Origin of the sequence: Pseudomonas sp. DP-17 (assembly GCF_022380625.1) — a bacterium.
Lineage (GTDB): Bacteria > Pseudomonadota > Gammaproteobacteria > Pseudomonadales > Pseudomonadaceae > Pseudomonas > Pseudomonas nitroreducens_A.
In genome coordinates this window covers 195163-215422 of sequence record NZ_JAKSXG010000009.1, presented here as the reverse complement: position 1 = coordinate 215422, position 20260 = coordinate 195163, and the positions used below count along the sequence as shown (strand labels likewise).

General features: G+C 65.3%; 18 protein-coding genes. 4 read left to right on the top strand and 14 right to left on the bottom strand.

Annotation, left to right across the window (positions count from 1 at the left end; translation table 11 throughout):
• Positions 1-212: 212 nt before the first annotated feature.
• Entirely contained in the window at positions 213-2417 is a 2205-nt protein-coding gene (gene ppk1, locus MJ122_RS15485) for a polyphosphate kinase 1 (RefSeq protein WP_239744740.1), read from the bottom strand.
• Positions 2418-2451: 34 nt separating this feature from the next.
• A complete protein-coding gene (hemB, locus tag MJ122_RS15480) occupies positions 2452-3462 on the bottom strand; it encodes a porphobilinogen synthase (protein ID WP_088415880.1) in 1011 nt (336 codons plus the stop codon).
• A 233-nt stretch (positions 3463-3695) separates the two neighbouring features.
• Between hemB and MJ122_RS15475 the strand changes: the two genes are divergently transcribed.
• Complete coding sequence (locus tag MJ122_RS15475; protein ID WP_239744864.1) at positions 3696-4256, top strand: DedA family protein; 561 nt, start codon at positions 3696-3698, stop codon at positions 4254-4256.
• Between the two features lie 13 nt (positions 4257-4269).
• On the opposite strand, the gene MJ122_RS15470 is transcribed toward MJ122_RS15475, so the two are convergent.
• Positions 4270-5505: a sterol desaturase family protein gene (locus tag MJ122_RS15470; RefSeq protein WP_239744739.1), complete on the bottom strand. Its 1236-nt coding sequence runs from the start codon at positions 5503-5505 to the stop codon at positions 4270-4272.
• 128 nt (positions 5506-5633) lie between these two features.
• Between MJ122_RS15470 and elbB the strand changes: the two genes are divergently transcribed.
• Positions 5634-6284 (top strand): isoprenoid biosynthesis glyoxalase ElbB, encoded by a 651-nt coding sequence (gene elbB, locus MJ122_RS15465; protein ID WP_088415878.1) that lies wholly within the window; start codon positions 5634-5636, stop codon positions 6282-6284.
• Between the two features lie 131 nt (positions 6285-6415).
• Here elbB and MJ122_RS15460 read toward each other — a convergent pair whose 3' ends face one another.
• The 6 genes from MJ122_RS15460 to MJ122_RS15435 all read right to left on the bottom strand — a co-directional run bounded on the left by MJ122_RS15460 (position 6416) and on the right by MJ122_RS15435 (position 13073).
• Entirely contained in the window at positions 6416-6886 is a 471-nt protein-coding gene (locus MJ122_RS15460) for a YaiI/YqxD family protein (protein ID WP_239744738.1), read from the bottom strand.
• A gap of 62 nt (positions 6887-6948) precedes the next feature.
• Entirely contained in the window at positions 6949-8850 is a 1902-nt protein-coding gene (locus tag MJ122_RS15455; RefSeq protein ID WP_239744737.1) for a cytochrome c/FTR1 family iron permease, read from the bottom strand.
• 129 nt (positions 8851-8979) lie between these two features.
• Positions 8980-9609 carry a LysE family transporter gene (locus MJ122_RS15450; RefSeq protein WP_239744736.1) on the bottom strand — a complete coding sequence of 210 codons (630 nt, stop codon included), beginning with the start codon at positions 9607-9609 and terminating at the stop codon, positions 8980-8982.
• A gap of 216 nt (positions 9610-9825) precedes the next feature.
• Positions 9826-10584 carry a TerC family protein gene (locus tag MJ122_RS15445; protein ID WP_088415875.1) on the bottom strand — a complete coding sequence of 253 codons (759 nt, stop codon included), beginning with the start codon at positions 10582-10584 and terminating at the stop codon, positions 9826-9828.
• A gap of 15 nt (positions 10585-10599) precedes the next feature.
• Complete coding sequence (locus tag MJ122_RS15440; protein ID WP_088415874.1) at positions 10600-11163, bottom strand: mechanosensitive ion channel family protein; 564 nt, start codon at positions 11161-11163, stop codon at positions 10600-10602.
• The gene (locus MJ122_RS15435; RefSeq protein ID WP_239744735.1) at positions 11163-13073 is read right to left on the bottom strand and encodes an ATP-binding cassette domain-containing protein; all 1911 of its coding nucleotides are present in this window, start codon (positions 13071-13073) and stop codon (positions 11163-11165) included. The genes MJ122_RS15440 and MJ122_RS15435 overlap by 1 nt, the downstream gene beginning before the upstream one ends.
• Before the next feature lie 47 nt (positions 13074-13120).
• Here MJ122_RS15435 and MJ122_RS15430 point away from each other — a divergent pair, with 47 nt between their 5' ends.
• Positions 13121-13585: a TIGR02444 family protein gene (locus MJ122_RS15430; RefSeq protein ID WP_239744734.1), complete on the top strand. Its 465-nt coding sequence runs from the start codon at positions 13121-13123 to the stop codon at positions 13583-13585.
• Between the two features lie 3 nt (positions 13586-13588).
• Here the strand turns inward: MJ122_RS15430 and MJ122_RS15425 are convergent, their stop codons facing one another.
• From MJ122_RS15425 to MJ122_RS15415, 3 genes are all read right to left on the bottom strand, one after another.
• Positions 13589-14776 (bottom strand): AlgP family protein, encoded by a 1188-nt coding sequence (locus MJ122_RS15425; RefSeq protein WP_239744733.1) that lies wholly within the window; start codon positions 14774-14776, stop codon positions 13589-13591.
• A gap of 667 nt (positions 14777-15443) precedes the next feature.
• Entirely contained in the window at positions 15444-15911 is a 468-nt protein-coding gene (locus tag MJ122_RS15420; RefSeq protein WP_017521354.1) for an Rsd/AlgQ family anti-sigma factor, read from the bottom strand.
• Between the two features lie 257 nt (positions 15912-16168).
• Positions 16169-16654, bottom strand: coding sequence for a disulfide bond formation protein B (locus MJ122_RS15415; protein WP_017521353.1), 486 nt, complete (start codon positions 16652-16654; stop codon positions 16169-16171).
• A gap of 116 nt (positions 16655-16770) precedes the next feature.
• On the opposite strand from MJ122_RS15415, the gene MJ122_RS15410 reads away from it, so the two are divergent.
• Positions 16771-17856, top strand: coding sequence for a PQQ-dependent sugar dehydrogenase (locus MJ122_RS15410; RefSeq protein WP_239744732.1), 1086 nt, complete (start codon positions 16771-16773; stop codon positions 17854-17856).
• Between the two features lie 47 nt (positions 17857-17903).
• On the opposite strand, the gene MJ122_RS15405 is transcribed toward MJ122_RS15410, so the two are convergent.
• Entirely contained in the window at positions 17904-19136 is a 1233-nt protein-coding gene (locus MJ122_RS15405; protein WP_088415869.1) for a heme biosynthesis HemY N-terminal domain-containing protein, read from the bottom strand.
• On the bottom strand, positions 19133-20245 hold the full coding sequence (locus MJ122_RS15400; protein ID WP_088415868.1) for a uroporphyrinogen-III C-methyltransferase: 1113 nt from the start codon (positions 20243-20245) through the stop codon (positions 19133-19135). The genes MJ122_RS15405 and MJ122_RS15400 overlap by 4 nt, the downstream gene beginning before the upstream one ends.
• Between the last annotated feature and the right edge of the window lie 15 nt (positions 20246-20260).

Below are 20260 nucleotides of genomic sequence, written 5' to 3'. Positions count from 1 at the left end.
CGGCCCCGGCGCGCAAACGCCGGGGCCTTTTCGTTTCGCCCACCCAATCGCGGACAGAGTCCGCTCATACGGCGCAAATGCCCACTCCGAGCCATCACGCCGCGTAGGAGCGGACTTCGTCCGCGATCGCCCACCGCCCGCACAACGATTTCCGGACGCGCACAAAAAAGCCCCGCCGCAAGCGACAGGGCTTTCGATACCACCCGGAGGGATCAGCGACCGCTGATCACCGGCGTGCACAGGCGCTCCAGCAGGGTCGCCTGGGCGTTGCGGGCGTTCTGGTTGCCGCTGGGGCTCTGGCGCACGTAGCTGCCGTCGGACTGCAGTACCCAGGCCTGGGTGTTGTCGGTCAGGTAGGACTCCAGCTCCTTCTTCACCCGCAGCACGAGCTTCTTGCCTTCCACCGGGAAGCAGGTCTCCACACGCATGTCGAGGTTGCGTTCCATCCAGTCGGCGCTGGAAAGATAGAGCTTCTCCTCGCCACCGTTGAGGAAGTAGTAGATCCGGCTGTGCTCCAGGAAGCGGCCGATGATCGAGCGCACCTGGATGTTGTGCGACACGCCCGGCACGCCCGGACGCAGGCAGCACATGCCACGCACCACCAGGTCGATCTTCACGCCGGCCTGGCTGGCCTTGTACAGCGCGCGGATGACCTTGGCGTCGGTCAGCGAGTTGACCTTGGCCATGATGTGCGCCGGCTTGCCCTCGGCCGCCTGGGCGGCCTCGCGGTTGATCATCTCCAGCAGGTTCTTCTTCAGGGTGAAGGGCGCGTGCAGGAGCTTTTTCATGCGCAGGGTCTTGCCCATGCCGATCAGCTGGTTGAACAGCTTGTGCAGGTCCTCGCAGAGCGCCACGTCGGCAGTCAGCAGGCTGTAGTCGGTGTACAGGCGGGCATTGCCGGCGTGGTAGTTGCCGGTCCCCAGGTGCGCATAGCGGCGCAGTTCGCCGTCCTCGCGACGCAGGATCAACATCATCTTGGCGTGGGTCTTGAAGCCGACCACGCCATAGATCACCACCGCGCCCGCCTGCTGCAGACGGCTGGCCAGCTGCAGGTTGGACTCTTCGTCGAAGCGCGCCCGCAGCTCGATCACCACGGTGACTTCCTTGCCGTTGCGCGCCGCTTCCACCAGCGCGTCGACGATCTCGGAGTTGGCCCCGGAACGATACAGCGTCTGCTTGATCGCCAGCACGCTGGGGTCCTTGGCGGCCTGGCGCAGCAGGTCGACCACCGGGGTGAAGGACTCGAACGGGTGCATCAGCAGCACGTCGAGCTTGCCCAGGACGTTGAACAGGTTTTCCTTCTTCTGCAGCAGCTTGGGGATCGCCGGGGTGAACGGCGGTGACTGCAGCTCTGGGTGGCTGGCCAGACTGGTGACGCTGAACAGGCGGGTCAGGTTGACCGGGCCGCTGACGCGGTACAGCTCGGTCTCGGACAGGCCGAACTGCTTGAGCAGGTAGTTGGACAGCGGCACCGGGCAGGTATCCACCACTTCCAGGCGCACCGCGTCACCGTAGCGGCGCGAGAACAGCTCGCCGCGCAGGGCGCGGGCCAGGTCCTCGACGTCCTCGGCGTCTACCGAGAGGTCGGCGTTACGGGTCAGGCGGAACTGGTAGCAGCCCTTCACCTTCATGCCGTGGAACAGGTCGTCGGCGTGGGCGTGGATCATCGACGAGAGGAACACGTAGTTGTCCCCGGGACCGGCGACATCTTCGGGCAGGCGGATGATCCGCGGCAGCGAGCGCGGCGCCGGGATGATCGCCAGGCCCGAGTCGCGGCCGAAGGCGTCCAGGCCCTCGAGCTCGACCATGAAGTTCAGGCTCTTGTTCACCAGCAGCGGGAACGGGTGGGTCGGATCGAGGCCGATCGGGGTGACGATGGGTGCGATCTCGTCGCGGAAGAAGCGGCGGACCCAGGCCTTGATCTTCGGCGTCCAGTAACGGCGGCGGATGAAGCGAATGTCGTGCTTGGCCAGCTCCGGCAACAGGATGTCGTTGAGGATGCTGTACTGGCGGGCGACCTGCTCGTGCACCTGCTCGCTGATGCGCGCCAGCGCCTGATGCGGCAGGAGGCCGTCGGCGCCGGCCTGCTCGCGGGCAAAGGTGATCTGCTTCTTCAGGCCGGCGACGCGGATTTCGAAAAATTCGTCGAGGTTGCTGGAGAAGATCAGCAGGAACTTCAGGCGTTCCAGCAGGGGATAGGACTCATCCAGCGCCTGCTCCAGCACGCGGATGTTGAACTGCAGCTGCGAGAGCTCGCGATGAATGTAGAGGGCACTGTCGTCCACGTTGATCGCCGGCACCGCCGGCTCGACGGGCGGCGGCGTCGACTCGACGACCTCTTCCACGACGACTTCGGTGATTTCAGCGGTGGTGTCAGCTTCGATAACTTCGGTTTCGCTAATGCCTTCGGTATTCATCGCAGGTCTCATCGACGGGACTCAGCCCGCACTTTTAATTTTTTTTCAATTGTTGCGCCGCGCGCTTGGCGAAGTAGGTCAGGATGCCATCTGCGCCGGCGCGTTTGAAGGCCAGCAGCGATTCCAGGATCACCGCCTCGCTGAGCCAGCCGTTGTTGATCGCGGCCATGTGCATCGCGTACTCGCCACTGACCTGGTAGACAAAGGTCGGCGCGCGGAATTCGTCCTTGGCCCGGCGAACGATGTCGAGATAGGGCATGCCCGGCTTGACCATGATCATGTCGGCGCCTTCGGCGAGGTCGGCGTAGATCTCGTGCAGCGCTTCGTCGCTGTTGGCCGGGTCCATCTGGTAGGTGGCCTTGTTGCCCTTGCCCAGGTTGGCGGCGGAGCCGACGGCATCGCGGAACGGGCCGTAGTAGGCGCTGGCGTACTTGGCCGAGTAGGCCATGATGCGGGTGTTGATGTGGCCGGTGGATTCCAGGGCCTCGCGGATCGCGCCGATGCGACCGTCCATCATGTCCGAGGGAGCCACCACCTGGGCGCCGGCTTCGGCGTGGGAAAGCGCCTGTTTGACCAGCACATCGACGGAAATATCGTTCAGGACGTAGCCGTCTTCGTCGAGGATGCCGTCCTGGCCGTGACTGGTGAACGGGTCCAGCGCCACGTCGGTGATGATGCCCAGTTCCGGGAAGCGCTCGCGCAGGGCGCGGGTGGCGCGCTGGGCGATGCCGTCGGGATTGAAGGCTTCGGCGCCATCGAGGGATTTCTTTTCCAGCGGCGTCACCGGGAACAGCGCCAGGGCCGGGATGCCCAGTTCCACCAGTTCTTCGGCTTCCTTGAGCAGCAGGTCGATGGACATGCGCTCCACACCCGGCATCGAGGGTACCGCTTCACGCTGGTTCTTGCCGTCGAGGACGAACACCGGAAGGATCAGGTCGTTGGTGGTCAGGACGTTTTCCCGCACCAGACGGCGGGAAAATTCGTCACGGCGGTTGCGACGCAGACGAGTGAAGGGGAAGGCACGATCGGCGGGAATGAAGCTCACGGCGTACTCCAGGGCCTGATACAGCAGGCACAGTCTGACAGTTATAGCCTTGAATTATGACCGATTGGTAACAACCGGTAACAGTGACCCTTGGTCGCGGCATCCTGCCGCAGCGGCATCCCACCGCTCTGCACCGGCACGGACTTGTTCCAGGTCAGTTGTGCAGACTGGAGTGCCTTCCCTGCGGGCCACAACCGAGTTAGGCTTCGCGTTCATTTCGCTGCGTTGCCTCGATAATGCTCCAACAATTCCTGCAGGATTTCGGCTACTTCGCGCTGTTTCTCGGCACGTTCTTCGAGGGTGAGACCATTCTGGTCCTGGCCGGCTTCCTGGCATTCCGCGGCTACATGCAGCTGGAGTACGTCATCGCGGTGGCTTTCTTCGGCAGTTACGCGGGTGACCAGCTCTGGTATTTCCTCGGCCGTCGCCACGGTCGCAAGCTGCTCGCGCGCAAACCGAGCTGGCAGAAGATGGGCGACAGGGCACTGGAGCACGTGCGCAAGCACCCCGACCTGTGGGTGCTGAGCTTCCGTTTCGTCTATGGCTTGCGAACGGTGATGCCGGTGGCGATCGGCCTGTCCGGCTACCCGCCGGCGCGCTACCTCCTGCTCAACGGCATCGGCGCCATTGTCTGGGCGACTGTGCTGGGCAGCGCTGCCTTCTACTTCGGCAGCGTGCTCGAGGGCGTGCTGGGCAACATCAAGAAGTACGAACTCATGGTCCTCGGTGGCCTGGTGGTCATCGGCCTGCTGTTCTGGCTGCGCCGCCGCTTCAAGGCCAGCAAGACCGACTGACCACGCCGGGCAATCAGTCCGCCTGCGGCAGCCGTTCGGCGCGCTGCAGGCCCAGCAGACCGATCAGGCTGAGCAACGAGTAGACCGCCAACGCCCACGGCGCCCACTGCGGCAGCTCGATCCCACCCCATGCCAGTGCCGCCACTGCCGGCATGTTCAGCACCAAGCGCAGCAGCTCCAGGCGCAGCGCCCAGCTACGGCTCTCCAGCCAGCAACCGATGGTGTAAAGCCCGAAAGCCATCCAGCTCCAACCGATCACCAGCGGCAGTGTCTGCCAGTGCTCCCCGACGCCCAGCAACCAGGTGCCGACCACCACGTAGGTGGCGAACTGAAGCCCGGCGTACCACTGCCGGCCGCGCGTCAGCGGCACGTCGAATTTGCGGAAGGCTGCCAGGTCCGGCTTGACCATGGGGTAGCGCTGGGCAACATCCTCGGGGCGCCAGCCGGTGCGCATGAACCAGATGCGCAGCTTGTCCCCGATACTGCCGGTGCGGCGCGCATCGTTCCACAGGTGCGCATAGACCTGCAGGTTCGCCCACAGAGGGTTCCAGCTGGCCAGCGGCACGGTCACCCCGAAAATCACCGGCTCCTCGTCCAGCTCCTCCTGGAAGGTGCCGAACAGCCGGTCCCAGATAATGAACACGCCGCCGTAGTTGCGATCCATGTAGACAGGGTTCTGGGCGTGGTGCACTCGGTGGTTGGACGGGGTGATGAAGACCCACTCGAACCAGCCCAGCTTGGGGATGTGCCGGGTGTGCACCCAGAACTGGTAGAGCAGGTTCAGCGCACCGACAGTCAGAAATACCAGCGGCGGCACGCCGACAATGGCCATCGGCAGGTAGAAGATCCAGCCGAAGATGAAGCCGGTGCTGGTTTGCCGCAGCGCGGTGGAGAGGTTGTAATCCTCACTCTGGTGGTGCACGGAGTGCGCAGCCCAGAGCACGTTGCGCTCATGGCCCAGGCGGTGGTTCCAGTAGTAGCAGAAGTCATAGAAGACAAAGGCGAACACCCAGACCCACAGACTCTTGGCCGACAACTCGACCAGCGCGAGCTGCTGCCAGGCCAGGGTGTAGGTTACCAGTGCCAGGCCCTTGGTCAGCAGGCCGCTGGTAGTGGACAGCACCCCGGCGCTGAGGCTGTTCAGCGCATCGCTCAGGCGGTAGGTGCGCAGGCCGCGCCAGCGATCGGCGAGAAGCTCAATGGCGATCAGAAGGAAAAAGAAGGGCACGGCGAAGAGGATGTAGTTCATGGCGCGACCGAATCGTTATGCTTATGAACAAGGATCCTAGTCCCTTGCCCGCCGCCGGCCACGGCCGTCGGCGACAGCCCGGGCGGCATATCGCGACAGCCCCCGGCCCCCTCGTACAGGAGCAGTTCATGAAGAAAGTTGCCGTTATCCTCTCCGGCTGCGGCGTCTACGACGGCGCGGAAATCCACGAAAGCGTGATCACCCTGCTGCGCCTTTCCCAGCGCGGCGCACAGGTGCAATGCTTTGCGCCGGACATCGCGCAGCACCATGTGCTCAATCACCTGACCGGTGAGGAAATGACCGAACAGCGCAACGTGCTGGTGGAGTCCGCGCGCATCGCCCGCGGCGAGATCAAGGACATCCGCGAGGCGAAGGTGGACGACTTCGATGCGCTGGTCGTGCCCGGCGGCTTCGGCGCCGCGAAGAACCTGAGCGACTTCGCCTTCAAGGGCGACCAGTGCCAGGTGCAGCCCGACGTACTGGCCCTGGCCAAGGCCTTCGCCGCAGCGAAGAAGCCGGTCGGCCTGTTCTGCATCGCTCCTGCCATGGCCGCGCGCATCTACGGCGAAGGCGTGGAATGCACCATCGGCACCGACGAAGGCACCGCCCAGGCGCTGACCAGCATGGGCGCCAAGCATATCGACTGCGCGGTGGAAGACATCGTCGAGGACAAGGACCACAAGCTGGTCACCACTCCGGCCTACATGCTCGCGCAGTCCATCGCCGAAGCCGCCAGCGGCATCAACAAGGCGGTCGACCGGGTGCTGGAGCTGGCCTGAAACCGTAGGAGCGTACTCCGTCCGCGATAGGTCCGCATCGCGCCGGAAGCCGTCGCGGACAACGTCCGCTCCTGCGCACGGCCCACCTTGCATGAATATGAAAACGCCCGGCATTGCCGGGCGTTTTCATTTCAAGCCTTGCGATTCTCCGCCTCGCGCATCAGCCGCGTCAGCAAGCGGTCCAGGCTATTGGCAAACGCCTGCCTGTCCTTGTCCCCGTAGGGCGCTTGCCCTCCCCCCACCTGGCCCTGCTCGCGCAGGTCGGTGAACAGGTTGCGCACAGCCAGGCGCTCGCCCATGTTCTTCTCGTCGAACTCGCGACCGCGCGGGTCCAGGGCATCGACGCCCTTCTTCACCAGCCGGTCTGCCAGCGGCACATCGCTGCAGATCACCAGGTCGCCAGGCTCGGCCTTTTCCACCAGGTAATCGTCGGCGGCGTCCATCCCGCTGGGCACCACCACCAGGCTGACACAGGCGAACGGCGGCTTGGCCACGGGCTGGCCGGCGACCATCACCACCGCCAGCTTGCGCTTCAGGGCGAACTTTGCCACCAGCTCCTTGGCCGCGCGCGGGCAGGCGTCGGCGTCGATCCAGATACGCATCAGGGAAAACCATCCTTCGAAAAGCACGACGGCCAGTATCGCACTGGCCGTCGTGTGTCGACTCAAGACGAGGCGATCTCGGCGGCCTTGCGGCGCTCGGAGAAGTAGCTGCGCCCGTAGAGCACGAGCACAGCCAGCAGCGCCAGCGCCTGCGCCGACAGCGAGTAGGCGTCGGCCTTGATGCCGAGCCAGTCGAAGTCGAAGAACGGCACGGGGCGGGTGCCGATCACCCCGGCCTCCTGCAGGGCGACCACGCCGTGGCCGGCGAAGACCACCGAAAGGGCGCAGAGCAGCGCGGCGTTGACGGTGAAGAACAGCTTCAGCGGCAGCTTAGCCGAGCCACGCAGGATCACGAAAGCGATGGCGATCAGGATCACCACGGCAGTGCCCGCGCCGGCGATCACGGCGTTGTGACCGGTTGGGCCAGCCTGCAGCCAGAGGGTCTCGTAGAACAGGATGACTTCGAACAGCTCGCGGTACACCGAGAAGAACGCCAGCACCGCGAAGCCGAAGCGGCCACCGCCACCGACCAGACTGCTGCGGATATAGTCCTGCCAGGCCGCCGCGTGGCGACGGTCGTGCATCCACACGCCAAGCCAGAGCACCATCACGCAGGCGAACAGCGAGGTGAAGCCTTCCATCAGCTCGCGCTGGGCACCGCCGATGTCGATGACATAAGCCGCGACCGCCCAGGTGGCGAAGCCGGCAACGAAGGCCAGGCCCCAGCCGATGTGGACGCCGCGCACGGCCTTCTCCTGCCCGGTGTTGCGCAGGAAGGCGAGAATGGCGGCGAGCACCAGGATTGCCTCCACGCCTTCGCGCAGGAGGATCAGCAGGGCCGAGACAAAGCTGATGGAGGTGCTCAGCGAGTCACCGCTCAAGGCCTTGGCGGCATCCGCCAGCTTGGCCTTGGCCAGGTCCAACTGTTGGGCCACCTCGGCTTCCGGCCGGCCGTCACGCAGCGCCTGGCGGTAGGCCATCAATTGCTTTTCGGTGGCCTTGCGCAGGTCGGCGTCGACGTTGTCCAGCGAGCTTTCCACCAGCTCGAAGCCTTCCAAGTAGGCCGCCACGGACAGGTCATAGGCCTGGTCGTGGTCGCCGGAGCGGTACACGGCGAAGCTCTTGTCCAGGGTCGCGGTGGTGTAGTCGATCTGCTGCGCGGGCCCGCGATGCTCCAGCGGCGGGTGGGCGCGCAGGGCACGGAAGCTCTCGGCCGCAGCCTCGCCATCGCGCTCGGCGACCTCTTCCGGGGTCAGCGTCGCGAGGGTGCCCAACGGGTAGGCGTGGGCCGGATCGGGCTTGGCCTGAGCGGCGCTCAGGCCCGCGATATACGCGGCCAGGTCCCAGCGCTGACGCTCGTCGAGCTGGTCGGCAAAGGCCGGCATGTCGGTGCCGGAAACGCCCAGACCAATGACGTTGCGCAGGTCGTACAGGCTCAGATGGTCGAGGCGCGCGCGGTCGGTCAGGTTGGCTGGCGGCGGCTCCAGACCGATCCCCGCCGGGCCGTCGCCCTTGCCGGCGTCACCATGGCAGATGGAGCACTGCTGGGTGTAGATCTCGGCGGCACGGGTCGGGTCCGGGGTGATCGAGGGAGTCTGCACCACCTGGTAGATATCGGCGATGCGCACCTCCAGGTGGCGGGCCTGCTGGGCGACCTGCTTGCCTGGCTGGCGCTGCTCGATAGCCTGCTTGAGGCTGGCGGCGTCCTGTTCCAGGTCGGTGCGCTGGGGCACGGCCGGCAGGGTGGCGATCAGCGTCTGCAGATTGCCGACGAACTCCACCTGCTCCTTGTATTCGCTCTCATCGACGACCTTGCCATCGGTGACGGTGGCCGGGTAATCGGCAGCGAGATAGCTGAGCAGGTGAAGGGCTTGGGAAGGGTCGACAGCCGTGTCGGCGTGAGCTCCAAGGCTGAAAAGACCGACCAGCGGCAACAGCCAGACGCAAAGTTTGGAGGGGCGCATACGGGAAGGCAAATGAGAATGAAAGAGGTTAAATTGTCACCTCAGGTTTCCGTCTATGCAAGGAGAATGTCCCGCAAGGTTGTGTCCGAAGCATCCGCAGGGATACTCCGGAGCTCCGGAAAAAGACCCTCAGGCCGGCGCGCGGCGCACTGTGGCAAGCAGCGCGGCGGCGCCTACGAACAGAGTGGCGAAGGTCCGGTTCATCACCCGTTGCTGGCGCTGCGAGCGCAAGGCGCGCAGCACGCGCGCGGCCAGGCCGGTGTAGCCGGCCATGACGATCAGGTCGACGGTGATCATGGTCGCGCCCATGATGATGTACTGGATCGCCATCGGACGGTGCGGGTCGACGAACTGCGGTAGCACCGCGAGCATGAAAATCACCGCCTTGGGGTTGCTGGCATTGACCAGGAAACCACGCAGCACCAGGGTCAGCGGCCGGCCTGAGGGGCGCTCGCCGCTCGCCGTCATCACCTGCGGCGCCGCCGTCCACTGGCGGTACGCGAGGTAGACCAGGTAGATCACGCCGAACCACTTGATCGCGCTGAACGCCAGGGCCGAAGCCGAGAGAAGCGCGCCGACGCCGGCGGCGACGATGGCGATCTGCAGCGCGAGGCCGACCTGCAGGCCCAGGGCATTCCAGTAACCGCGCCAGAAACCGTATTGCAGTCCACAGGACATTGAGGCGATGGCCCCGGCGCCGGGCGACAGGCTGATCACCCAGCAGGCGATGAAGAAGGCGAACCAGGTACTGGCGAGCATTGGCGGACCTCATGGCGCCCAGGCAGGCGCAATAATTTGTTACGGGCAGCCAGTGTGCCTCAGTCGCACCGGCTCGCCCAGTATTGCCGACGAGCATCTGCGAATACCCCTAGGAGCGCGCCCTGCGCGCGGTCGCGGGCATGGCCCGCTCCTGCAATCGGGAGCCAAACAGAAAGCCCGGCACTGGGCCGGGCTTTGTCTTTCACGACAGACCGATCAGCTCGGAATGTCCTTGCGCAGCTTCACCGGCTCCTCGCCGCGCTTGCGTGCCAGGGCGCCGCGCAGGCGGATGTTGATTGCCTCCACCGCCAGCGAGAAGGCCATGGCGAAGTACACGTAGCCCTTGGGCACGTGGATCTCGAAGGCTTCGGCGATCAGCACGGTGCCGACCACGATGAGGAACGACAGCGCCAGCATCTTCAGCGACGGATGTTTCTCGATGAAGGCGCTGATGGTGCCGGCCGAGAGCATCATCACGCCGACCGAGATGACGATGGCCGCGACCATCACCGGCACGTGCTGTACCAGGCCGACGGCGGTGATCACCGAGTCCAGGGAGAAGACGATGTCAATGATCGCGATCTGGATGATGATGCCCATGAAGCCGCGGGACTTGCCGCCCTGCTGGCCACCCTCTTCCGCGCCTTCGAGGCTGTGGTAGATCTCCATGGTGCTCTTGAACAGCAGGAACAGGCCGCCGAAGAACAGGATCAGGTCGCGTCCGGAAATACCATGGTCGAACACGGTGAACAGGTCGGCGGTCAGGCGCATCACCCAGGTGATCGAGAGCAGCAGCAGGATCCGCGTGCCCATCGCCAGCGCCAGGCCGAAGAAGCGCGCCTTGGGTTGCTGGGCGGCCGGCAGGCGGCTGACCAGGATCGAGATGAAGATGATGTTGTCGATGCCCAGTACGATTTCCAGGGCAGTCAGGGTCAGAAAGGCAACCCAGATCTCAGGGCTAGTAAGCCATTCCATAGTGGCAGGCGTCCGTCAGGGGGTGGTGGGGAAATTCGGCCCGCGCCAACGGCGAATGGCCTTCTGGAAGAACAGGTTGTTCGGTACCTGCAGCAGAGCGCCGGGCGTACCGTCCTCGGCTATTTCTTCCAGTGTGGTGTAGAGCAGGTTGATGGCAATCACCCGCCCTTTCACGCCGGGCTTGTCGGCGGATTCGATGACTTCCACCCGGTCGCCCAGGCGGAACGGTCCCATGGTGAAGATCATCAGGGCGCAGAACAGGTTGGACAGCACACTCCAGATCGCGAAGAACGCCACCGCCGCGACCGCGGCGAAGCCGGTCAGCGCCGCCCACAGCACATCGGCGGAGACGCCCAGGCGCTCCAGCACCAGCATCACCGCCGAGCCCATGATCAACCAGCGCAGGCCGCCGCGCAGCGGCAACAGCAACTCCGGCGGCATCGGATAACGCTCGCCAAGACGGCTGATGGCGCGCGTCACGACGCGTTGCACCAGCCAGGCCAGCAGCAGGATGAGAATGATCTGCCCGCCACGCAGCAGCGGTTCGCTCCACGCCACCAGCAGGTTCACGTCATCCATCACTCACTGGCCTCGAGCTGGCGCTGCAGCTCTTCGAGGGTTTCCAGGGCCATCAGCCAGGACTCTTCCAGCTCGCTTTCGCGGGTCTTCAGGGTCGCCTGGCGGGCCAGCAGCTCACGCAGTTCATCCTTGCGCGAGGACTCGTAGAGCGCGCTGTCGCCCAGGCGCTGTTCGAGCTCGGCCAGCTGCTCATGGACCTTGCCCAAATCCTTTTCCAGCTTGTCCGCCTCGCGCTTGTGCGGGGCGAGCTGCTGACGCAGGGCAGCGGCAGCCTGGCGCTGGGCGCGCTTGTCGGTCTTGTCGCCAGCGGGAACGGCGGGCGACGACGGCGCCTGCCGCGCACGGAAATCCACCAGCCAGCGGGCATAGTCCTCGAGATCGCCGTCGAACTCCTGGATACGCCCGTCGGCCACCAGCAGGAATTCGTCGGTGGTGCTCTTGAGCAGGTGACGATCGTGCGATACCACCACCACGGCGCCGGAGAACTCCTGCAGCGCCAGGGTCAGCGCCAGGCGCATCTCCAGGTCGAGGTGGTTGGTCGGTTCGTCGAGCAGCAGCAGGTTGGGCTTCTGCCAGGCGATCAGCGCCAGGGCCAGGCGTGCCTTCTCGCCACCGGAGAAATTCAGCACCGGTTCGTCGCAGCGCTCGCCGCGGAAATCGAAGCCGCCGAGGAAGTCGCGCAGGGTCTGCTCGCGCTCGGCCGGTGCGATGCGCGCCAGGTGCAGCAACGGGCTGGCCTTGGGGTCCAGCGAGTCGAGCTGATGCTGGGCGAAGTAGCCGATGGCGAGGTTCTCGCCACGGGCAAGCTCGCCGGACAACAGCGACAGGTCGCCGGACAGGGTCTTGATCAGGGTGGACTTGCCCGCACCGTTGGGGCCGAGCAGGCCGATGCGCGCACCGGGCACCAGCTGCAGCTTGACCTTTTCCAGCACGGTCTTGTCGCCGTAGCCCAGGCGGGCTTCGGAGAGGTTCAAGAGCGGGCTGGAGATCTTGTCGGACTCGCGGAAGGCGAAGTCGAACGGCGAGTCGACGTGGGCCGGCGCCAGCTCTTCCAGGCGCTCCAGCGCCTTGATCCGGCTCTGTGCCTGGCGGGCCTTGGTAGCCTGGGCGCGGAAGCGGGCGATGTACTTTTCCATGTGGGCGCGTTGCGCCTGCTGCTTCTCGTACGCCTGTTGCTGCTGGGCCAGGCGTTCGGCGCGGGTACGCTCGAAGGCCGAGTAGCCGCCGCGGTACAGCGTCAGCTTGCGCTGTTCGAGGTGCGCGATGTTGTCCACCACCGCGTCGAGGAAATCGCGGTCGTGGGAGATCAGCAGCAACGTGCCCGGGTAGCCCTTGAGCCACTCTTCCAGCCAGAGGATGGCGTCGAGGTCGAGGTGGTTGGTGGGTTCGTCGAGCAGCAGCAGTTCGGACGGGCACATCAGCGCCTGCGCCAGGTTCAGGCGCATCCGCCAGCCGCCGGAGAAGTCGCCGACGCGGCGATCCATCTGCTCGGACGTGAAGCCGAGGCCCGCCAGCAGCTTGCGCGCGCGGGCGTCGGCGGTGTATCCGTCGGCACTGTCCAGCTCGCTGTGCAGGCGCGCCAGGGCGGTGCCGTCGTGGGCGTCTTCGGCCGCGGCGAGGTCCGCCTGGATCCTGCGCAGGTGCACGTCACCATCGAGCACGTAGTCGACGGCGAGGCGGTCGAGGGTATCGACTTCCTGGCGCATGTGCGCGATGCGCCAGTCCGCGGGCAGGTAGCAGTCGCCGGCGTCCTGGCCGAGCTGGCCGCGCAGCAGGGCGAACAGGCTCGACTTGCCGGCGCCGTTGGCGCCGATCAGGCCGACTTTCTGTCCGGCGTGCAGGGTGAGTTCGGCACCTTCCAGCAAACGCTGGGGGCCACGCTGTAGCGTAAGATCTTGTAGTCGAATCATGGCGGCGGAGTTTATCAGCTTCGCCTGGCAATCGCTGTGGGTGGTCTATGTCTGATGATGTCTGGTCGTATGCGCTGAAACTCTACGCCCGGCCTGGGGTTGAGGCGGCCTGCCTGGCCCTGCAGGAAGGCGGTGCGGATGTCTGCCTGCTGCTCGCGTCGGCGTGGCTGGGCAACACCGGCGTGGCCTTCGCGGCGTCGCGAATGAGCGAGCTGGAAAGCACGGCGCGGGGATGGCGCGAAGAGGTGGTCGTGCCGTTGCGTTCTCTGCGTCAACGCTGGCGAGAATCGGCGAAGCAGGATGCGGAGCTGGCGTCACTGCGCGAACGGATCAAGCAGCTCGAACTGGAAGCGGAAAAGGTGTTGCTGGGGAGGCTGGAGACAGTGGCGAAGGACTGGCCACGGGATGAAGCGAAGGATCTGGCGCGCTGGCTGGAGGCCGTGCCTGGCGAGGCATGCGGCTTGCGCCGCGATGCGCGGGAAACCCTGCGCACCGCGGCGAGCCTCTCCTGAGCCTTAGGAAGCGCTGGAGGAGGTGCTGCTGGCCGGAGCAGCCGGTGCCGGAGTGGCACTGGCAACCGGGGTAGCAGCTGGAGTGCTCGGCTGGGCAGCCGGTGCGCTCGGGGCAGCCGGAGCAGCCGGTTTGGCAGCGGCGGCAGGCTTGGCAGTAGCAGGCTTGGCGGCAGGTTTCGCGGCCGGCTTGGCGGCGGCTTTCACCGCCGGTTTGGCAGCCGGTTTCGCGGCAGGCTTGGCAGCCGGTTTGGCAGCAGCAGCGGGCTTCGCAGCAGACTTGGCAGCCGGTTTGGCGGCAGCGGTGGCAGGCTTCGCTGCGGGTTTTGCGGCCGGTTTAGCAGCGGCTTTCGCAGCGGGCTTAGCCGCCGCTTTAGCGGCCGGCTTGGCCGTCGCGGGTTTGGCGGCAGCGGTCTTCGCGGCCGGTTTGGCAGCAGGCTTGGCGGCCGGTTTGGCAGCGGCTTTCGCAGCAGGCTTGGCAGCCGGTTTGGCAGCGGCTTTCACAGCAGGCTTGGCAGCCGGTTTGGCAGCGGCTTTCACAGCAGGCTTGGCAGCCGGTTTGGCAGCGGCTTTCACAGCAGGCTTGGCAGCCGGTTTGGCGGCGGGCTTGGCAGCGGCAGTCTTGGCAGCCGGTTTGGCAGCGGCCTTGGCAGCAGGCTTGGCGGCCGGTTTAGCGGCAGCGGGCTTGGCAGCGGCAACCTTGGCGGCCGGCTTCGCAGCAGGCTTGGCAGCGGCTTTAGCGGCGGGCTTGGTGGCAACCTTGGCAACCGGTTTGGCAGCGGCAGCAGCCGGCTTGCGGGTAGCGAGCGATTTGCCAGCGGCTTCCTTCACCTTGGTCACGCCCTGGGCGAGCTTCAGGCTCTCCTGCACATCGCGCTTGAGGTTGGCAATGTAGGCACGGGTTTCAGTCTGGCGGGTCTTCAAAACATCCAGCACGCTGTCGAGCTCAGCGATGCTCGACTTGGCCTTGGCCTGCGCCTTTGCCTTGCCGGCCTTGGTCGCGTCCTGCAGCTTGGTGCGTGCGGTGTGCAGCTTCTCCTGAGCCTTGCCACGTTGTTTCTCGAGCTTGGCGAGCAGCTTTTCGGAATCGACGAGCGCCTGCTTGCAGGCACCTTCGAGGTGTTCGATCAGACTGTTGGACAACTGGTGCAGCAGGTGCAGAGGGGTAGTGACAGGTTTCTTGTTGGCCGACATGACGTGCCTCCTGGCGGACGTGGTTGCGCCCATACTAGCCCCGCTGATGGCCTCTCGCCAATGTCCCAATTGTGCTGCAGGCCGCAGCAGGCACTGGCTTCAGAGGTTTTCAGCAGTGCGCGAAGGCGCGTTCTTTCACTCACTCAGTGACGCTGCCTCACGCACTTGGTTCCGTTGGCACCATCGGCCTGACCGCGCAAACGCCCGTGGCGCGTGCGTTTGCCGGCGAAAAATAAATTTTCAGGACAAGCCGGAAATGCCCGTCGCAGAGCGTTTCGTGCAACACACAGCGGCAGCGACGAAGGAGGACTGGCAGGCTTTCGAGGCGCGTCAGCACGTCGCAAAAATCGCGATCACGACACGGTGAAAATGCTCTGGCGGGCACGCGTTCGCCGTCGCCGTTACGGCCGGCTTTCTGCCGTGATTCATCACCGGAAAAGACGGCGAGAACACAGGAGCAAGCTGCCGAACGGCGCGAATTTTTTAGCTTTGCGCGCATGGAATACGCGGCTCGAACAGCGCACACAGAATCCGCTCCCATGCGGAGTCGAACCTTGGGTAGGAGCGGACTCCGTCCGCGATAGGCATCAACGGCACGGACTCAATACGAAAACGAAAACGGCGCGAGTGCTTCAAGCGCTCGCGCCGCCATCGGGCAACTCGACGATCAGGCCGTGACGGCTTTCTGCTCGTGCGAGTTGTGCAGCACTTCGATCAGGCAATCTTCCAGCTCGAAACGTTCGTGCAGTTGCTGACGCAGGGTCTTCAGCTCACTGGTCAGGCAAGTGCCTTCGCGGCAGTCACCGTTGTCGCAGCGATCATTGAAGTTAAGCGCGTTGGCAGTGATGGTCTCCAGCCGCGGGTAGATCTGCTTGGCCAGTTCCAGGCCGCGCGTATCGCCGAAGGCCTGAGCCTCGTTCATCAGCTGTTCGTAGACTTCGAAGTGGCCCGCCGACACGTAGTCGAGCAGGAGCTGGCAGAAGTTCTGGAGATTTTCGGCGTTGGTCTTCGGCGCCTGGACACCGTCCAGGGAATCGAATGCCCGGACCAATTCATGTCGATCCCGCAACCAGCGGTCGATCAGCTGGTGTACGCCTCCCCAACGTTCCTGGGCATTACGGCAGCTCTCGAGCATGTTGTCCTCACTTCCCTTTTCGCCGTCCCGGCAAAGTCCGCCCCGGGACAATATTCTGTCGAATCTCGACGTCCGCGATGTATGAACCTTGTTCGGCGGCGGCTTTCCGACGGAGTGGAAAACCAGAGTATGCCCGCCCGTTAACGCCTTCAAGACACAGGCATCGGGAAAATTCATACGAGCGTTTAATCGATAGGCCGCGACGCCTCTGGCCTGCGCCGATGAGGCGCAGGCCATGGCGAATTGAGATGCGACGCTCAGCCGCGGCGGCGGAAGAACTGCACGATGGCGAACAGGGCGAAGCCGATGAAGGCCAGCAGACTCCACTCCGGAATGCTCAGGCCGAGCAGGGTCCAGGACACCTCGGCGCAATCGGCCGAACCGTGGAACATGGTCCAGATGATGTCGGCATAGGGCATGCTTTCCATCATGTATTCCAGCGGCGGCAGGCAGGACGGCAACTGGTCCGGCGGCAGGGTCTGCAGCCATACCTGGCGGCCCGCGGTGCCGGCGCCAGCCAGGGCGCTGAGCAGGATCAGCACCGAGTACACGCGCGGCGCACGACCGTGCAGCGCAGCGATCAGGGAGAACAGACCGCAGCCGGCGAAGAAGATGCGCTGCAGGATGCACAGCGGGCACGGTTCCAGGCCGACCATGTACTGCAGGTAGAAGCCCGTGCCGAGCATGGCGACGCAAGCGAGGAAGGCAAGGAAGAACAGGGAACGAGGGCTGGCCAGGTTCATGGCGGCTCCGCTGAAAAGCGCTGTTGCAGGAAAGGCCGCTACGGTAGAGGAAACAGGCCGATCAGTTCAAGGCGACTGTCTAGACTGGCCATGGCACTCATCCGGGAATCCATGCCATGCGTCGTCATTTCCTGCTTTGCTCGCTGCTTTCCCTGACAGCAGTACCAGCTATTGCTGCCGTAGATCTCAGCCAGATCCGACTGCCAGAAGGCTTCGGCATCAGCCTGCTCACCGACCAGGTGCCCGGCGCCCGCGCCATGGCCTGGGGCGAAAACGGCACGCTTTTCGTCGGCAGTCGCTCCTCCGACAAGGTCTACGCGGTGAAGCCCGATGGCCAGGTAAAGGCGCTCGCCGATGGCCTGCAGATGCCCGTTGGCGTGACCTTTCACAAGGGCGACCTGTACGTGTCGTCGATCAACCGCATCGTCGTGTTGCGCGACATCGAGGCGCACCTTGACGCGCCTCCCAAGGCCGAGGAACTGCCGGCGCAGTTTCCGAAGGAAACCGCGCACGGTTGGAAATTCATCGCCTTCGGCCCGGACGACAAGCTCTACGTACCGGTCGGCGCACCGTGCAACATCTGTCGCCCGGACCGCGAGCAATACGCCAACCTGCAGCGCATGAACGCCGATGGCAGCGCGCGGGAAGTGGTCGCCTACGGCATCCGCAATACCGTCGGCTTCACCTGGCACCCGCAGACCAAGCAGCTGTGGTTCACCGACAACGGACGCGACATGCTCGGCGACGACAAGCCCGATGACGAGCTGAACAAGGTCAGCAGGATGGGCGAGGACTTCGGCTATCCGGACTGCCACCAGGGCGACATCGCCGACCCTGAGGAAGGCAAGAAACCTTGCTCCGCCTTCACTCCGCCAGTCGCCAAGCTGGGCCCGCACGTAGCCGCGCTGGGGCTGCGCTTCTACACCGGCGAGCAGTTCCCCGCCGAATACCGCAACAGCCTGTTCATCGCCGAACATGGATCGTGGAACAGGACGCAGAAGATCGGCTATCGGGTGAAGCGCGTCGAGCTCAACGACGATGGGACGCTGAAACGCCAGAGCGTGTTCGCCGAAGGCTGGCTCGACAAGAGCGGCGAGGTGCTGGGGCGGCCGGCGGATGTACTGGTGGCGCCAGACGGCTCGCTATTGGTCAGTGATGACCAGAACGGCGCGATCTACCGCATTCGCTACGGCAACCCCTGAAAACGAGAACGGCGCCCTCGGGCGCCGTTTCACTTCCGTCGACCGGGTCAGGCCCGCACGGCGACCGGCAGCGATACCGGCGGCGCAAGCAGTCCAAGGCCTTCCTGGAACAACTGGTTGCTGCGTTCCACTTCGCCCAGCTGCGCCAGCAGGCGTGCCAGTTCGGCACAGGTTTCAGCACTGCGCTGGCGGGCCAGGCTGGCCTCCAGATACTCGCGCGCCTTGCCCCACAGCTTGTTCTGCAGGCTCAGGCGACCGAGGGTGAGCAGCAGTTCGGGATCTTCGCCGTGCTGCTTCAGCCAACCTTCGGCAGTCTTCAGCTGGTGCGCGGCATCGCGGCCTCGGGCACGGCCATAGAGATGCACCAGGCGGCTGTCGTAGCCTTCCTTGAGTGCCTTGCGCAGCACCTCCTCGGCTTCTTCCGGCGCACCCAGGCGCAGCAGCTGCTCGGCATAGGCGGCCACCAGCGGCGGCTGTGCGCGAAGATTGGAAGGCACGTTCTGCCAACGCTGGGTCAGCGGTTGCAGGCTGCTTTCGCCCTGGCCGATACCCTGCTCGCCCGCCTCGCCCAGCGCGGCCATCCAGGTGCGGCGCTCCAGGTCCGCCAGTTCGGCGTTCTGCAGCACGCGCTCCTTGCGCAGCTCGGGCAGCAGCACGCATAGCGCCTGCCATTCGTGGAGGCTGACATAGAGCTGCTGGAGCAGGCGCAGCACGGTCGGATGCCGCGGGTGGTCCTGGTGCAACTTGTCCAGCACCACGCGGGCGTGGCTGAAGTCGCCACGGTTGATCAACAACTGGGCGCGGGTCAGGCCCACCGCGAGTTCGGCGCCGGGCTCGCGCTCCTGGGCGCGGTCCAGCAGCTCGTCACACTCCTCGGTCTTGCCCAGTTCGTTGGCCGCGCGGGCGGCGCCCAGGTAATGCGGCAGCGGACGGTCGCTCAACTCGGCAGCGCGGCGCAGGTGACGCAGCGCCTGTGCCCAATGGCCCTCGGCGAGGTCGCGCTGGCCGTGTTCCTCAGCCAGTTGCGAGCGGCGACGACGGTTGAAGCGCGACCAGGGGTTGACGACACGGCCGGAGACACCCAGCAGGCGCAGGACCAGGCGCACGGCGAGGTAGATCACCCAGAGCAGCGCCAGCAGCGCGAGGAAGGTCCACAGGCTGGATTCGTAGCGGAAGCTCTTGTAGGCGATCAGCACGTAGCCGGATTGCTCGGCCACAGCCAGGCCGACCAGCGTGGCCGCCAGGATCACGGCGAGGATCAGGACATAGACGCGGCTCATGGCTGGGTCCCCGCGTCCGGCGCCACCGCCTCCTGCTGCTGCACCGCGTTCTCGCGGCGCGACAGGTAGGCCTGCAGCGAGCTCAGGGCCGGGCCGAGGTCCGGCGTCTGCACGCTGACCGCCTGGCCACTGAGTTCATCCAGGCGCGCAACCAGAGCGCGGCTGTCGGCGAGGTCGGCGTTGAAGAAATCGCCGACAATCTGCTTGGCCTGCTTCAAGGCCTGCTGGTAGACATCCTGCTTGCCATTCAGCGCGGCCCATTGCGCCTGTTCCAGGGCGAGGCTCAGGGCGAGACGGACGCGATCCAGCTGCTGGCCGGAAAGCAGCGGACGAATATCCTGGCCTGCGTTGAAGTCGATGCGCACGTATTGCGAGACACGATCCCACCACTCGCTCCAGCGATCGTTGCCGTCGCTCCAGGCGGTGTTCGGCCCAGTGGTCGTGTCAGAGGGCTTGAAGGCGGGATTCAGCGGTTGCAGCTGGGCCGCCTGGTCACGCAGCGCGCCCAGTTGCAGGAACAATCCGGTGCGGTCCGGACGCGGCAGCGCACGCAGCGCTTCGAGGCTCTTGGCCAGTTGCGCGCGCGCGGCAAAGGCGCCCGGATCATTGGTCACGCGCAGGATGTCGTCCGCGCCTTGGACCAACTCGGTGGCGCTGTCGATATCCTGCAATGCGGAGAGACGCAGCGCTGCCAGGCGCAGCAGGTGCTCGGACTCGGCCAGCCGCCACTGCTGGCGGCCCTGCCCCAGCACCTGCTTGACCTGTTTGGCCAGCTGCTGCTGGTCACCCTGCAGTTCAACCACCAGGCGACGACGGGCTTCGAGCTCATCGGGGTTGGGCAGGCTATCCAGACGCTTGTCCAGCGCCGCATTGGCGCTCTGGACGGCCTGCGCCTGCGCGCGGGCGTCTTCCAGCTGCGCGGCGCGTTGCTGCTCGGCGCCCTTGAGTTGCTGGACCTGCCAGACACCCCAGCCACCTGCGGCGAGGCCGGCGGCGCCGACCAGCAGGGCCAGCAGGGCGATGCCCGTGCCGCCCTTGCGCGGGGCCGGCGCTGCGGCCGGACTGGACGATGTTGGTGAAGTCTCTTGGGGAGTGACGGCTTCGCTCACAGATCCATCCTTCGC